13 protein-coding genes are annotated in these 15,640 nt (G+C 49.8%); 4 read left to right on the forward strand and 9 right to left on the reverse strand.

Features of this window, described 5'->3' with window-relative positions; all coding sequences use genetic code 11:
* Nucleotide 1: 1 nt before the first annotated feature.
* Nucleotides 2-1,828, reverse strand: coding sequence for a DNA mismatch repair endonuclease MutL (mutL, locus tag Q1A04_RS06590; RefSeq protein ID WP_299702873.1), 1,827 nt, complete (start codon nt 1,826-1,828; stop codon nt 2-4).
* Nucleotides 1,829-2,239: 411 nt separating this feature from the next.
* Here mutL and Q1A04_RS06595 point away from each other — a divergent pair, with 411 nt between their 5' ends.
* The 3 genes from Q1A04_RS06595 to serA all read left to right on the forward strand — a co-directional run bounded on the left by Q1A04_RS06595 (nt 2,240) and on the right by serA (nt 8,633).
* Nucleotides 2,240-5,143: a glycoside hydrolase family 3 N-terminal domain-containing protein gene (locus Q1A04_RS06595; RefSeq protein WP_299702875.1), complete on the forward strand. Its 2,904-nt coding sequence runs from the start codon at nt 2,240-2,242 to the stop codon at nt 5,141-5,143.
* 72 nt (nt 5,144-5,215) lie between these two features.
* Nucleotides 5,216-6,364 (forward strand): N-acetyl-alpha-D-glucosaminyl L-malate synthase BshA, encoded by a 1,149-nt coding sequence (bshA, locus tag Q1A04_RS06600; protein WP_299702877.1) that lies wholly within the window; start codon nt 5,216-5,218, stop codon nt 6,362-6,364.
* A 376-nt stretch (nt 6,365-6,740) separates the two neighbouring features.
* Nucleotides 6,741-8,633: a phosphoglycerate dehydrogenase gene (gene serA, locus Q1A04_RS06605; RefSeq protein WP_299702879.1), complete on the forward strand. Its 1,893-nt coding sequence runs from the start codon at nt 6,741-6,743 to the stop codon at nt 8,631-8,633.
* Here serA and Q1A04_RS06610 read toward each other — a convergent pair.
* On the reverse strand, nt 8,630-9,163 hold the full coding sequence (locus Q1A04_RS06610; protein WP_299702881.1) for a hypothetical protein: 534 nt from the start codon (nt 9,161-9,163) through the stop codon (nt 8,630-8,632). The genes serA and Q1A04_RS06610 overlap by 4 nt on opposite strands.
* A 156-nt stretch (nt 9,164-9,319) precedes the next feature.
* Between Q1A04_RS06610 and Q1A04_RS06615 the strand changes: the two genes are divergently transcribed.
* Nucleotides 9,320-9,667, forward strand: coding sequence for an iron-sulfur cluster assembly accessory protein (locus tag Q1A04_RS06615; protein ID WP_299702883.1), 348 nt, complete (start codon nt 9,320-9,322; stop codon nt 9,665-9,667).
* Between the two features lie 64 nt (nt 9,668-9,731).
* Here Q1A04_RS06615 and Q1A04_RS06620 read toward each other — a convergent pair whose 3' ends face one another.
* From Q1A04_RS06620 to Q1A04_RS06650, 7 genes are all read right to left on the reverse strand, one after another.
* Nucleotides 9,732-9,968: a hypothetical protein gene (locus tag Q1A04_RS06620; RefSeq protein WP_299702885.1), complete on the reverse strand. Its 237-nt coding sequence runs from the start codon at nt 9,966-9,968 to the stop codon at nt 9,732-9,734.
* Between the two features lie 13 nt (nt 9,969-9,981).
* The gene (locus tag Q1A04_RS06625; RefSeq protein WP_299702887.1) at nt 9,982-10,869 is read right to left on the reverse strand and encodes a ChaN family lipoprotein; all 888 of its coding nucleotides are present in this window, start codon (nt 10,867-10,869) and stop codon (nt 9,982-9,984) included.
* Complete coding sequence (locus Q1A04_RS06630) at nt 10,866-11,279, reverse strand: hypothetical protein (RefSeq protein ID WP_299702889.1); 414 nt, start codon at nt 11,277-11,279, stop codon at nt 10,866-10,868. The genes Q1A04_RS06625 and Q1A04_RS06630 overlap by 4 nt, the downstream gene beginning before the upstream one ends.
* A 91-nt stretch (nt 11,280-11,370) precedes the next feature.
* Complete coding sequence (locus Q1A04_RS06635; protein WP_299702891.1) at nt 11,371-12,705, reverse strand: ABC transporter permease; 1,335 nt, start codon at nt 12,703-12,705, stop codon at nt 11,371-11,373.
* Nucleotides 12,698-13,609 carry an ABC transporter ATP-binding protein gene (locus tag Q1A04_RS06640; protein WP_299702893.1) on the reverse strand — a complete coding sequence of 304 codons (912 nt, stop codon included), beginning with the start codon at nt 13,607-13,609 and terminating at the stop codon, nt 12,698-12,700. Before Q1A04_RS06640 ends, Q1A04_RS06635 begins: the two co-directional genes overlap by 8 nt.
* Before the next feature lie 197 nt (nt 13,610-13,806).
* Nucleotides 13,807-14,958 carry a molecular chaperone DnaJ gene (gene dnaJ / locus Q1A04_RS06645; protein ID WP_299702895.1) on the reverse strand — a complete coding sequence of 384 codons (1,152 nt, stop codon included), beginning with the start codon at nt 14,956-14,958 and terminating at the stop codon, nt 13,807-13,809.
* 3 nt (nt 14,959-14,961) lie between these two features.
* Nucleotides 14,962-15,528, reverse strand: a complete 567-nt coding sequence (locus tag Q1A04_RS06650) for a nucleotide exchange factor GrpE (RefSeq protein WP_299702897.1) — start codon at nt 15,526-15,528, stop codon at nt 14,962-14,964.
* Nucleotides 15,529-15,640: the final 112 nt, after the last annotated feature.

Consider the following 15,640-nt stretch of genomic DNA (forward strand, 5'->3'; position numbering starts at 1 on the left):
CCTACCCCTTCAGGAAAAGTTCATGCAGCTGATTGAGCTCCATGATGACCAGCGTCTTCTGTCCGCCGGGGGTATAGTTGGGTACTTCGCAACCAAACAGCTTGTCTACGAGTGAGTTCATCTCGAGGTCTGACATGCGCGGCTGCAGCTTGGAGGCCAGTCGCTTGGCCATGGCCCGGGCGAGGTTTTCTCGCTTATCCAACTTGAGCGTGGCCAGATTGTTTTTGTACTGTTCAATCAACTCTTCAAGTAGCTCCTTTTCGTTGGCCGCCTGCACATCGGCAGGTATAGCGTTTAGGATGATGGTGTTGCCGCCAAAGTCCTCGAACTGAAAGCCCAACTCCTGAAACTCAGCCCGCAGCTCTTTCACCAAAGCCGAATCAGCCGGCGACAGCTCAATAGTCTGTGGGAAAAGAAGCGCCTGCGAAGTCACCATTTTTTTCTGCAGCGAGGCCATGTATTTTTCAAAGAGAATGCGCTCCTGTGCCGCCTGCTGGTCGATGATCATAACACCGGACTTCACCTGCACCAACAAGTACTTGTGATGTACCTGCAAAGTTTTGCTGGAGGTAGTCATGGGTGTGGCAAACGCATCGTCGAGCAAGCCCATACCTGATGGGGACGTAATCCGCTCCTCCTCTTGCTGTACTGCCTGACCATTCCGAAGCGGCTCGTAAAGCTGCTCCCAGCCATTGGAACTGACCTTTTTAGGCGAGGATGGTACTTTGAACCCCGGGAACGTACCTTCTTTCTCAAATCCCTCTCCCCCATGCGGCATGCGGATCGGCTGCAGTGGCGCAAAATTCACGTCACTCTGGAAATCAAGGGAAGGGGCGATGTTATGCGTTCCCAGCGACTTCTTCACGGCGGCGTGCACGATGGCGTATACCGTCTTCTCGTCTTCGAACTTGATCTCGGTCTTGGTCGGGTGCACGTTGATGTCGATCCGCTCCGGCTCAATATCGATAAAGAGCACGTAGAACGGGTGGCTGTCCTTTGGCAGGAGTCCTTCGTAGGCCGACATCACGGCGTGGTTGAGGTAGCCGCTCTTGATAAAACGGTTGTTTACGAAGAAGAATTGCTCACCACGGGTTTTCTTGGCGAACTCGGGTTTGCCAATGTAGCCACGCACGCTCATAAAAGGCGTTTCCTCTTCACAGCCGGCCATTTGCTCTTTGTAGTTGTTGCCAAACACGCCTACAATACGCTGGCTCAGCTTACCGGCCGGCAAACTGAATATCTCTACCTCGTTGTGGTGCAGCGTAAAAGCTACTTCCGGGTAAGCCAACGCTACCCGCTGAAACTCGTCCAGTATATGGCGCATTTCCACCGCATTCGTCTTCAGAAAGTTACGGCGGGCGGGTACATTATAGAAAAGGTTTTTGACAGCTATGGATGTACCAGCAGACACAGCAGCCGGTTCCTGAGATACTACCGTGGAGCCCTCCACCAGCAAACGGGTACCTGTTTCGGCACCGTGCGGCTTGGTTTTGAGCTCTACTTGTGCTACCGCCCCGATCGAGGCCATCGCTTCTCCCCGGAAACCCATCGTCCGGATCCGGAAGAGGTCTTCAGTGGATTTTATCTTGGAGGTGGCGTGTCGCTCGAAGCACATGCGAGCATCAGTTTCCGACATGCCGATACCGTTGTCAACTACCTGCACCAATTGTTTTCCGGCTTCCTTCACGATCAGCTGGACGCTCGTGGCACGGGCATCAATGGCGTTCTCGAGCAACTCCTTCACCACCGACGAAGGCCGCTGCACTACTTCGCCTGCGGCGATCTGGTTAGCAAGGTAATCGGGCAATAAGTGTATAATATCGGACATCCGCTATTTCAAATTCAATTTGATGGTATCTTCTCCCTAAAAACCACGTTTTAAATAAAAGCGGCCGGGTTTTTGAATATACTATTTTGTCAAAACAGAACTTATTCAGAACGAATTTTATTACTAATTTACAGACCGGTTGCAAAATGCGGTCGGAAATTAAAGATCGACTGAAATCTGATTATAACAAGAGACTGATGTATGGCTTGTGGCTTTTGAGGCGTTAGCACCTACAAGGACCATCCGCTATACCGCCTAAGGGAGGCAAAAAAGATCAGAAATAATTTTTCTCGTTTTTTGAACCGCCTTCTGCAAAAATAGGCTTAATTTCGACTTGTTCCAATATAATAATACCAGTACAATATGTTGAAGAGTTTTAGCTTAGGATTACTTATACTTATCTTTCTCGGGATGGGACCACTGATGTCACTGACACCGTCAGACAACATCATTGTGGCTTCAAAAGAGCAAAGCTGGGTAGACAGTGTCTTTACTACTATGACTCCCAATCAGCGTTTGGGCCAGCTGTTTATGGTGGCCGCCTACTCCAACAAAAACGAAAAACACTTTCAGTCAATCGACACACTTGTGAGCCGCTATGGCATTGGCGGTATCATGTTCATGCAGGGTGGCCCAGTGCGGCAGGCCCAGCTGACTAACCGTTTCCAGAGCAAGGCCCGTGTACCGATGCTGATCGCGCTGGACGCTGAATGGGGCCTGAACATGCGCCTCGACAGTAGCATGCACTTCGCCAAGCAGATGACGCTGGGCGCGCTCACCGACGACAAATACGTATACCTGATGGGCCGCGAAATCGCACTTAAAATGAAGCGTATGGGTGTACACGTGAGCTTCTCGCCTGTACTGGACGTGAATGTAAACCCGGCCAACCCAGTGATCGGCAATCGCTCTTTCGGTGAGACCAAAGAAGAAGTAGCCCGTCGCGGTGTGGCCTATATTAAAGGCCTGCAGGACCATGGCGTGATTGCCGTTGCCAAGCACTTCCCCGGCCACGGCGACACCGACACCGATTCCCACCTAACTCTTCCTGTGGTAAACCACGACATGAAGCGCCTCACAGAGGTGGAGCTATACCCTTTCCATAAGTCTTTTGAGGCCGGTGTGATGGGCGTGATGGTCGCGCACCTGCACATGCCGAAGATCGACTCGACCAAAAATCAGGCAGCGACGCTCTCCAAGCCGATCGTAACCGGTATTCTGAAAGAGAAGATGAAGTACAAGGGACTTGTGTTTACCGACGCCCTGAACATGAAAGGCGTGAGTAGCTTCTACAAGCCCGGCGAAGTAGACCTGAAAGCGCTAATGGCCGGTAACGACGTGCTGTTGTTCCCAGAGGACGTGCCAACAGCTGTGCGCAAGATCAACGAGGCTATCGCCAAAAAGCAAATCAAGCAGGAAGACATTGATCAGCGTGTGCGCAAGATCCTGCACGCCAAGTACTGGGCTGGCCTGAACAACTACAAGCCGATATCGCTGACCAACCTGCAGCAAGATGTGGATCGTCCGTTGAGCAATGTGGTGCAGGAGCAACTTTACGAGCATGCCGTTACAGTAGCTCGCAACAAAGGCAACTTGATTCCTTTCCGTAACCTCGATACACTCAGCATTGCTTCCGTAACAATTGGTACAGGTTCTAATAACATGTTCCAGCAAACACTGGGCAACTACTCCCCTGTAACCAAATTTAATATCAAGGATCGGTTTGCTCCGGACTCTGCCTTTACAAAACTTATACCTAAGTTACAGGACCACGACGTAGTGGTAGTAAGCGTACATGGTATGAACAACACGCCTTTCAAGGATTTTGGGATTGGCTTGGGTACACGTGCTTTTGTGCAATACCTGCAGGAGCGCACCAATAAGAAAGTGGTGGTAGCCGTGTTTGGCAACGCCTATAGCCTGAAGTTCTTCGACAAGAGCGATTGGTTAGTAGCCGGCTACGAAGACAATCCAACTTCGCAGTCGCTGGTGCCGCAGGTGCTGTTCGGTGCCCGTGCCGCCAAAGGTAAACTGCCCGTAACCGCTTCGGCTACACTGAAGGCCGGTACAGGTATAGCTACCCCTACCCTTGGTCGCCTAAAGTATGGCTCACCGGAGAGCGTAGGCATGGACTCCAAGACTCTTACACAGATCGATAACATCGCGACTGAGGCCATTGCCTATGCCGCTACGCCGGGTGCGCAGGTGCTGGTGGTAAAGAACGGAACTGTGATCTTCAACAAATCATACGGCCACTATACCTACGATAAGAAAAAGCCGGTAACCAACACCACAGTATACGACATCGCGTCCATCACCAAAGTGGCGGCTACGCTGCAGGCCGTGATGTTCCTGAAAGACCAAGGCAAGATCAACTTGGACGAAAAAGTAGCGACTTATCTGCCTGAACTGAAAGGCACTAACAAAGCCAATTTAGTAATTCGCGACGTGCTGGCCCACCAGTCAGGTTTGCGCGCAGGTATACCGCACTGGCAGAAAACGCTGGACAAGCTGCAACTGAACCAGACCTTTTACGCCAGCGCCCAAAACGATGTGTTCCCGAACGAAGTGGCACCGGGTATTTACTCTATCAAATCGATGGAAGACTCGCTTTGGGCTTGGACGGTACGCTCGCCGCTGTTGGTGAAGCCGAAGACTGCCAAAACCTATGACTACCAGTACAGCGACTTGGGCTTCTACATCCTCAAGCGTATGTCGGAGCGCATGTTGAACCAGCCACTGAACGAGTTCATGGATCAGAACTTCTACGGTCCGCTCGGTTTGAGCACCATGACCTATAACCCACTTTTGAAGCACCAGCGCGACGTGATTGTACCGACCGAGGATGACAATTACTTCCGCAAGAATCTGATCTGGGGCACAGTGCATGACCAAGGCGCTGCCATGATGGGCGGTGTGGGCGGCCATGCGGGCTTGTTCTCCAACGCCAACGACTTGGCCGTGCTGATGCAAATGAACCTGCAGAACGGCAACTACGGCGGTCACAAGTTCTACACTACCCCGGTGGTGACAGAATTTTCGAAGCGCCAGTTCAGTACTAGCCGCCGCGGTTTGGGCTGGGACAAACCCGACCCGGACGGTAACGGCCCGACCTCTAACTTGGCCTCAAAAGCTACTTTTGGTCACACAGGCTTTACGGGTACAGGCGCTTGGGTAGACCCGGAGAACCAACTGATCTACATCTTCCTGTCTAACAGGGTATACCCGGACGCCAGCAATTCTAAACTGGTGAAATATAACATCCGTACCCGTATACACGATGTGATCTATAAATCGATTGTTCCAAAAACTTAACAAATATTGGATTGTTACAGGTGCAGCTCCGCATAGGGCTGCACTTGTTGTTTCCTACCACCTTATAGAATCATGAAAATCGGAATAGTTTGTTATCCTACCTTCGGGGGAAGCGGCGTGGTCGCCACAGAACTCGGCAAGGAACTGGCGCTCAAAGGCCATCAGGTACATTTTATCACCTACAGTCAACCTGCCCGCCTCGATTTTTTTAACGAGAACCTGTTCTACCACGAGGTATACATCCCGTCGTACCCACTCTTCCAGTACCCGCCTTACGAATTGGCACTGGCCAGCAAGATGGTAGACATCGCCCGCTTTGAGAAGTTGGACGTGCTGCATGTGCACTATGCCATCCCCCATGCGTCGGCAGCCTACATGGCTAAACAGATCCTGCGCACCAAGGGCATTTACATCCCGGTGATTACAACTCTGCACGGTACGGATATCACACTGGTAGGCAAAGATGCGTCGTTTGAGCCGGTGGTAACGTTCAGTATCAACCAGTCAGATGGCGTAACGGCGGTGTCGGAGAGCTTGCGTACCGAGACCTATGAATTCTTCCAGATCGAAAAAGAGATTGAGGTAATCCCGAACTTCATCGACCTGAACAAATTCAAGCGCCAGAAGAAAGAGCACTTCAGGGCGGCGATCAGCCCCAATAACGAGAAGCTGTTGGTACACACCTCCAACTTCCGGGGTGTGAAGCGTGTCGAAGATGTGATCCAGATCTTCGCAAAGGTACGCGAGAGAATGCCTTCCAAGCTCTTGCTGGTGGGAGACGGACCAGATCGTCCTAAAATGGAAAAGCTTTGCCGCGACCTGAAAATCTGCAACGATGTGCGCTTTTTAGGCAAACTGGAAGCCGTGGAGGAAGTACTTTCCATCGCCGACCTGTTCCTGATGCCATCCGAAAAGGAAAGCTTTGGTTTGGCCGCACTCGAAGCGATGGCCTGCGAGGTGCCTGTTATCTCGACCAATGCCGGCGGTATACCTGAGCTGAACACCCACGGCGTAACCGGCTTTGTGAGCGAAGTAGGCGACGTGGATGACATGGTGAAAAATGCCCTGCACATCCTCGACGATGCCAACCTGCCGACCTTCAAAGCAAATGCTCTAGCCCGCGCCCACGATTTTGACATCGAAAAAATTGTGCCGCTCTACGAGCAATTCTATCAGCGCATTATCGACGCGCAACTGGCTGAGACAGGCAACCCTCTGTAAGTCAGAAACAAAAAATAGAAAAATCCGGCCACTATACCTGTTGCCGGATTTTTTTATGCCTTATATTTACTTTGGTGTGTTATTTCATTATCCCACTACTATATATTTACTTTGGTGTGTTATTTCATCATCCTACTACTGTCATCTCGACGTAAGGAGAGATCTAGAGATGTTAGCACAACCCTACCCCTCTCAAGAGGAAATCTTCTTACAGAGTATAATGCCCTCATCGCGTCCCGCGAATGTGAGCTATTGGGCGGACTCTGGCCGCTTCAGTTTGTGCCTTTCGGCATAAGTGGCGGGACGCCACTGGATACCTCACACTCGCCAGAGGCGAGCGAGGGCAAATTTTAATTGAGTACTTACCCTACCCACCATGGCAAAAGACAAATACTACATCATTGACTTCGACAGCACTTTCACACAGGTAGAGGCGCTCGACGAGTTGGGTGAAATCACCCTCGAAGGTGAGGAGAATAAAGCAGAGATTCTGCAGCAAATCCGGGATCTGACCAACGGGGCCATGGAAGGAAAAAGTTCTTTTACCGAAGGTCTGTCTAAGCGTCTGGCCTTGCTAAAGGCGAACCGCCGTCACCTGAAGCCGCTGATTCAGCTTTTGCAAAACAGAGTATCGGATTCCATCAAACGCAACAAAGAGTTCTTTCAGGCCTATGCTGACAATATCCTGATCGTGTCGAGTGGGTTTAAAGAGTTCATTACCCCCATCGTGACCGAGTATGGCATTAAAGAAGAGAATATTTATGCCAATACCTTTAAGTTTGACGAACAAGGCAATATCATCGGCTTTGACGAAGAGAACTTGCTTTGTCTGGACAGAGGCAAAATAAAGCTACTCGAAGAACTGGCGCTGGAAGGTGATGTATACGTCCTAGGTGATGGCTATACCGATTATGAAATTAAGGAAGCGGGACTGGCTAACAAGTTCTATGCTTTCACAGAGAATGTGGTGCGCGACAGTGTGGTAGCCAAAGCGGATAATGTGGCCCCGAGTTTGGACGAGTTTCTGTATCAGCATAAACTGCCCATGGCCATCTCCTACCCTAAAAACCGCATTCGGGTATTGCTTTTGGAGAACGTGCACCCTAAGGCCGTTGAGCTGTTCAAGCGCGAAGGCTACCAGATTGAAACCGTATCAGGGGCTCTGAGCGAGGACGAACTATGTGAGCGGATCAAGAATGTGTCAGTGCTGGGTATACGTTCTAAAACGCAGGTAACCAAGCGGGTGCTTGAGCATGCCAACAAACTGATGTGTATCGGCGCTTTCTGCATTGGCACCAACCAAATTGACCTCACTAGCTGTCTTGATGCGGGTGTAGCGGTGTTCAACGCGCCTTACAGCAATACCCGCAGTGTAGTAGAACTGGCTATTGGCGAGATCATTATGCTCTGCCGCAATGTGGTGGATAAGAGCACCAAAATGCACCAAGGCATTTGGGACAAATCAGCTACGGGCAGTGTGGAGGTACGCGATAAGAAACTGGGTATAGTGGGCTATGGTAGCATTGGGGCACAGCTGTCTGTTTTGGCTGAAGCACTAGGTATGGATGTGTACTATTATGATGTAATAGAACGCCTCCAGCTCGGCAATGCCCGTAAATGCGAGACATTGAAACAGCTACTTGAAATATCGGACATTGTGACTTTGCACGTGGACGGCCGCACCAGCAACAAAGGGATGTTTGGAAAAGAAGAGTTTGCAGCCATGAAGGACGGTACCATCTTCCTAAACCTGAGCCGTGGCCATATCGTGGATTTACCCGCCTTAGTAGAAGCCATTAAATCGGGAAAAGTACGTGGCGCAGCGGTGGATGTGTATCCTTATGAACCTGCCACTAATAACGAGGAGTTTGTGAGCGAACTGCGCGGCCTGCCCAATGTTATCCTGACGCCGCACATTGGCGGTAGTACCATGGAGGCGCAAGAGAACATCGGCACCTTTGTTCCGAACCGGATTATGGAGTACATCAACACGGGTAACAGTTATCAGAGCGTGAACTTCCCGAATATCCAGCTGCCGGAGCTCAAAAATGCACACCGCCTGATCCATATTCACCAGAACGTGCCGGGTGTGCTCGCCAATATCAACAGCGTGCTGGCTGGAAATCAGGTTAACATACTAGGCCAGTACCTCAAAACCAATGAACAGATCGGTTACGTGATCACGGATATCGATAAGTTATATGATAAGAAAGTGATCGAGGACATGAAGCGGGTACCGGCTACGATCAAGTTCAGGATTTTGTATTAAAACACCTGCCCGATCTCCTGCTTCAGATAGCTGATGGCTTTGGCGGTTGGGTCGATTTCACTATTGAGCACGTTTTCCAGAATGCGCTTGGCCAGTTCAGTGCCTTTTGCCTTTTCATCGAGGCTTTGGAAAGATTTGTTGATCAGGTTCACGACTTCTTCGCGGGCATGCCTTACCTTTTGCCATGACTGCTCGGTCATGTATACCTGCTGCGACATGTTGTGATTGAACTCATTTCTTATTTCAGTGAGCAAGATGCGGTGATATTCGGCGGCAGTGTGGCCTCCCCCACTCACACGCAATAGGAGGTTGCTTGGCGTGATGCGCTCCAGCAGCAGCACAATGCGTTCGTAGGCCTGCAGCCGGATAGGCGTTACCACTTCAGAACTTTTGTGCCGAAGCTCCAGCAAGCGCAGCTTATAATCTCTCTCCAAGAACTTTTTAAGCATCGAGTAAGCCACTGCGGCCACCAGTATGGCAGGTATAGAAATTCTGAGTATGTCGAGTATAATGTTGGTTCCTTCTTCCATTAGGGTATGTTTTGAACCTTAAATATCGGAAAAAATTAATTTAGGTTGGCATGAATCATTTTTTGGGTATGGCTGTTTAGCTATTACAAAGGAGAGTCGCAGCAAAATTGAGAGTAATTCCGTAAATTGCGACTCCATTTCAAATTAGAACAGACTATGGCAACTGAAACAAAAACTGCACCGATAGCGCTTACTGAAAAAGCACTGGCTGAAGTTAAGAATATAATGCAAGAGAAGAACGTACCGGCTGAATACGGCCTGCGCATTGGCGTGCAGGGCGGTGGCTGCTCTGGTATGTCGTACCTGCTGGGCTTTGATAAAGTGAAGGACACTGATGAAGTTTACAACCTCGACGGTCTGAACCTGATCATGGACAAGAAGCATGCGATGTATGTACTGGGTATGGAAGTTGATTTCCAAGACGGTTTGAATGCCCGTGGTTTCGTTTTCAACAACCCACAAGCCAAGAGCACGTGCGGTTGCGGAAGCTCTTTCTCTGCATAAGCATACCTTTCTTTCTCTTTAGTAGAAAGACGAAGCCCGGCCAATTGGTCGGGCTTTGTTGTTTTTATGGGTGAATTAAATCTTTCAAATAGACGAAAATCATAGCTATTAGAAAAACGGCAAGCATGGCCCCCAACAGTATAGCAAAGAAGCCCAGCGAAAAAGAACTACCTGCCTTACTATAGCTGCCTTCATATTTGTCTGCCAGAACTTTTGCAATAACTTCTTTATTCCTATACCTGAAAAGAAGGTATAGCCAGCCCACCCCAGCTAATAAGATATCATATATTAGGAATTCCATATAGCTTTACCTCCTAATAAGTCCTCGTCATACTCACTGGCACAACCAGAATAAAATCTGCTTTTTGCTTATTCTCATCCGTCAGCTTGTCCAAATCTTCCTGAAGTACAGTCGTAATGGTCATGGTTTTGAGTTGTGGATTCCCCTGTTTCAGGTACCAGCCTATACCTTCAAAATTATCGGAGTGATAAGCGCCGTTGAGGTGCAGCATTTTTTTGCCGCTGTTCACCTGCTGCAAAATGAAGTGCGCCATGGTCGCGTCTTTCAGGGCTTGCGCCTGCACGATGTTCTCGCTTTTGGTATTGCCGTGGGTGCTGTTGCCGAACATAGCCAGCATGTTTTTATACCCCGGCAGGTTCATGTCTACCTGCACGGGCAGCGGCGCTATGTAGCGTTTCGCATCTGCCGATACATTCTCCAGCGCCTTCAGGCTGCCACCCGATACCATAGCGGCATAGCGGCGCGGCACGTTAGTCGCGATGAAAGGTATAGACACTTCCTTGGCAAAGCGCACCACAGGTCGATAGTCGGTTTTGTAGTTATTCCACGGCCTTGACTCCTGCTCAAAGTTGTTCTCCGCCACTTGCCCTGAGAGGTACTCATTTAGCACCAGTTGTACATCGGCCTCAAACATTTCGGCACCGATGGCGAAGTTTTGCTGGTGCGACTTGTGCAGGTCTTTAGCCACTTCCAGCTGTAGCCAGTGTGCAATCGGGTCGTTGTGCTGCTCACCAAACAGCACCACATCAGCCTTCTGTAGTTCGTCCAGCATTTTGCCATACTTCACTTGTTTGCCTTTATTGTTGAAGAGCTGGTAGGCAGGTTTGTCTTTGTCGTTTGCGGCGGCTGTACCTGTGGTGAACATAAGCAACAGGAGGGTTAGGAGGGAATATGCTTTCATTTTATCTTGTTGTCTAAGAACTCGTATTTTCCGTTTATGAGTGCGTCCAAGGCTTCAATTACATCTTCTTTAGACTGGCCAGTAACATCAGTTATGAATTCAGGGTCATCTTTTTCAATAAGCCCGAATAGCTTTTTGACTTTTTTGGGCCTTTTATAAAACAGATAGAACTCTTCGAGTCTTTTATCTCCAATGCCACTAATAGACAACCCATGCTTAGTGATCTTATCTTCAAACTCTAATGAAGGGGAAAAGTGTATCTCTGAGTCATCGACGCCGGCCATTTTTGCAATAATTTCATCCCAAGGAAGTTGCTCAAATCTTTTGACTATTTCCTGCGTTTCTACATCTCCTAATTCGATAATCTCAGGCTTGAAGGGGTCACAAAAACTGTGTCTAAATGATTTCATACTTGAATATTAAGTTTTCCCTATCAAGTTACAAAAAAATAGCTGGCTCCGAAGAACCAGCTATTTTTAATTTATACCTATACCTGAGTGGCTATACCCTATAAAACAGCCACTTCGACAGCTCTTTGTAGTTGATCTTCTTGCCATACATCAATATACCTACGCGGTAGATTCTGGAAGCGATCCAAGTTGTGAAGATGAAGCCCAAAACAAGAAGACCCATCGAAAGCAAGAGCTCACTGGCTGGCACACCGAAAGGTATGCGCACCATCATCACGATTGGCGATGTGAATGGTATAATCGACATCCAGAAAGCCACAGGGCCGTCCGGGTTTTTGATCACCACTGTGTAGGACATGATGAAGGAGATGATAAGCGGGATCGTGATCGGAAACATGAACTGCTGGGTATCCGTCTCGTTATCCACAGCCGCGCCAATGGCTCCGAAGAGTGAGCCATACAACAGGTAGCCTCCTAGGAAGTAGAACAAGAAGCTGCCCAGCAAGAGCGGGAAGTTGAGGTTGGCGATGGCGCTACTCACTTCCGACAAGGTATCGGCCTGACTTGTTTCCTCTGTTTGCGCCGGCTCCTCGCCAGTCGCTAAGTCACGTCCGGCTTGCATTTGCTCGATAGGCGTAGGCGCTGGCTTGATGTCAAACGCCGCCTGCACCCCGCTCACCACGATGGCCGACAGCACCACCCACAGCAAAAACTGGGTTAGGCCCACGCCGGCTATACCTACGATCTTGCCCATCATCAGCTGAAAAGGCTTCACCGACGAGATCATTACCTCCACAATGCGGTTGGTCTTCTCCTCAATAACCCCACGCATGATCTGCACGCCATACAGGAAAATAAAGAAATAGATGATCACCGCCCCAATGATACCAGCCCCCGAAGTCACCCAGACGTTGCTGTCACGCTCGCCGCGGTCGCTCAGACTCACGGTCGTCATGGTAACGTTGGCTTTCATCTTGTTGAGCATCTCGCGGTCTATACCTGAGGCCATGAACCGCTGACTCTCGATTTCCTTCTCCATCATGTTCTCCAGTCTGAACTTCACTTGCAGACTGATATTCCTTTTAGAGTATAGCCGTATACCTTCCGGATTATCCAGATCAAGTTTCGGGATGTGCAGCAAAGCGGTGTAGTCAGTTTCCTGATAGGCGGCCTTGGCTTGTTCTACTGAACTGGCAGCAATAGGTATGATCTTCAGGTCTTCCTTGCTCTCGAGTTTATCGGCAAAAATGCCGCTCTCGTCCAGCACCATTACCACGTCGTCGCTGTCGGAGAAAGTGGCCAGCCATGCAGGTATAACCATGAAGGCGGCCAGCAACAGCGGTGTCAGGAAGGTCATGATGATGAAGCTTTTCTTCCGCACGCGTGTCAGGTATTCGCGCTGTATGATGAGCCAGATCTTATGCATGGTAGGTTTCTTTTACTTTTCGGATAAATATGTCATTGATACTTGGCACCAGCTCCACAAAGGAGTGCACCTCCACGCGCTGGATCAGGTAGCGCAGCAAGTCGTTTGGCGAAGCGCCGTCAAGCAAACGGATAGAAGCGCGGAACACACCATGGTTGTCGTGCTGCTCCAGTACCTCGAAATCTGGCGACGTAATGAGCAAGTGCCCGTTGCCGATCACCTGATAGGTATCTGTCTTGTAGGTGTCTTTGATTTCGCGCACTGGGCCATCCAGCACTTTGCGGGAACGGTTGATCAGGGCAATGTTGTCACACAGCTCCTCTACCGACTCCATGCGGTGCGTCGAGAAAATGATAGTGGCTCCATTGTCGCGCAGGCGCAGGATTTCGTCTTTGATCAGGTTGGCGTTGATGGGATCGAAGCCGGAGAAAGGCTCATCGAGAATGATCAGCGATGGCTCGTGCATAACCGTGGCCATAAACTGCACTTTCTGCTGCATACCTTTCGAGAGGTCTTCGATGTTCTTGTTCAGCCACTCTTTTATCTCAAAGCGGGCCACCCACTCCTTAATGCGAGCTATGGCCTCGTCTTTGGTCAGGCCTTTGAGCTGGGCAAGGTATAGCAACTGCTCCCCTACCTTCATCTTTTTGTACAAACCGCGCTCCTCAGGCAGGTAGCCCATGTCCTTGATGTGCGAAGGACGAAGTTTCTCTCCTTTGAAGTAAATCTCGCCGGAATCGGCACCGGTGATTTGGGTGATGATACGGATAAGGGACGTTTTGCCTGCTCCGTTGGGCCCCAGTAAGCCGAAAATACAGCCCTGCGGGATGTCGAAACTGACGTTGTCAAGGGCAGTGTGGTTGGCGTATCGCTTGGTTACGCCATCTATTTTAAGAATGCTCAATGCTGTTAACCTTTTGGTATGTTCAAAAATAGCCTTTTTGGGGCTGAGTGACAAGAAATATCAATAAAGCACTATACTTAATCGACTAACGCAGGTATAGGCTATACCAAATACGAGTGCTGCGATATATTAGCAACAAAAAAGCCTGCCTTCTCTATTGAAAAGGCAGGCTTTTGTTTATCTAGTCATGGAGAGGCTTACTGAAAGTAGTCTTTCACTTTCTCAAAGAAGCCTTTGTCGCTCTTACCCGGGTGAGGGGCAAAGTTGTTGGAGTCACGCAGACGCTCCAGCGCGGCACGTTCCTCGCTGCTCAGCGACTTCGGCGTCCATACGTTGATGTGGATCAGCTGGTCGCCTTTGCCATACCCGTTGATGTCTTTCACACCTTTGCCACGCAGCCTGAAAATCTCGCCGCTTTGTGTTCCCGGCTTGATCGTGATCTTCACGCGTCCACCGATGGTCGGCACTTCGATATCAGCACCAAGCGCAGCATCGATAAAGCTGATGTACTGATCGAATATTACGTTGTTGCCGTCGCGCTTCAGGCTTGGGTGCTCTTCTTCTTCAATCTGAATGAGCAAGTCACCCGGCACACCGCCACGCTCCGGCACGTTACCTTTACCGCTCATGGAAAGCTGCATGCCATCCATTACGCCAGCCGGCACGTTGATCGTGATCACCTCTTCCTGCAGCTCGCGTCCGCTTCCGTGGCAGGCTTCGCAGTTTTGGGTGACAATACGACCTTCACCGTTACAGGTAGGGCACGTCGCTGTACTTACCATCTGGCCCAGCATGGTGTTCACCACCTTGCGCACCTGACCCGAGCCTTGACAAGAGCCGCAAGTCTGCATTTCGGTACCGTTCTTGGCACCGTTGCCGCCGCAAGTGCCACATGCTACGTAGCGTTTTACTTTGATTTTTTTCTCAACGCCATTGGCAATTTCCTCGAGGTTGAGTTTCAGTTTAATGCGCAGGTTGCTGCCTTTGCGGGTACGTCGGCCACCTTGACGGCCAGCGCCGCCGAAGAAACTCTCGAAGCCGCCACCGCCTCCGCCACCGAAGATGTCGCCGAACTGGGAGAAAATGTCCTCCATGTTCATACCTCCACCGCCGCCGAAGCCGCCGTTCATGCCCTGATGACCGAATTGGTCATAGCGCTGACGCTTCTGCTGGTCGCTCAGTACTTCGTAAGCCTCAGCCGCCTCTTTGAAGTTATCTTCTGCCGTGTGGTCGTCCGGGTTTTTATCAGGATGGTACTTGATAGCGAGTTTACGGTAAGCCTTCTTAATCTCTTCCTGACTCGCGCCTTTGCTTACACCTAAAACCTCGTAATAATCTCTCTTAGCCATTGCTTAAGCTCCTATTATAACTTTCGCGAAGCGGATCACCTTTTCATTCAAGGTATAACCCTTCTCGATTACATCTACTATTTTGCCTTTCAGCTCTTCTGATGGCGCTGGGATTTGTGTTACTGCCTCGTGCAGGTCACTGTCAAAGTCATCGCCTGCCTTGATGGTAATAGGCTTCAATCCTTTGAGCTGGGTCACGTGCTTCAGTTTGTGGAATACCAGTTCCAAGCCCTGCAACATCGCATCCACATCTTTAGTTGCCTCCATCGACTGACGGGCACGCTCCATATCGTCCAGCACAGGCAACAGTTCGCTCATCAGGTCTTCATTGGCTGTTTTCAGCAAGTCCATGCGCTCCTTGGCTGTTCTGCGTCTGAAGTTCTCAAACTCGGCCATCAGACGAATGTATTTATCTTTCATCTCTGCCAGTTCAGCTTCGGCTTTGGTTTCAGAGCCAGTATCTTCTGCTGTCTCTTCAGCCTGCTCCTGTCCGTTATTTTCTTCTGAGTTGGCAGTATTATCCTGTAGTTCTGCGTTTTCCTGCTCTTTCTTAATATCTTTCTCTGACATAATGCCTTAAGAATTATAGGTTGATAGGTCTATTTTGTCTTTTCAATTGTCTTGCCAATTCTGGTTTTGTGTCAGATTGGCACAAAGTGTTCGAGGCATAGCCTCAAAAAAA

This window comes from uncultured Pontibacter sp., from assembly GCF_947499215.1.
In the GTDB taxonomy this organism is placed as follows: domain Bacteria; phylum Bacteroidota; class Bacteroidia; order Cytophagales; family Hymenobacteraceae; genus Pontibacter.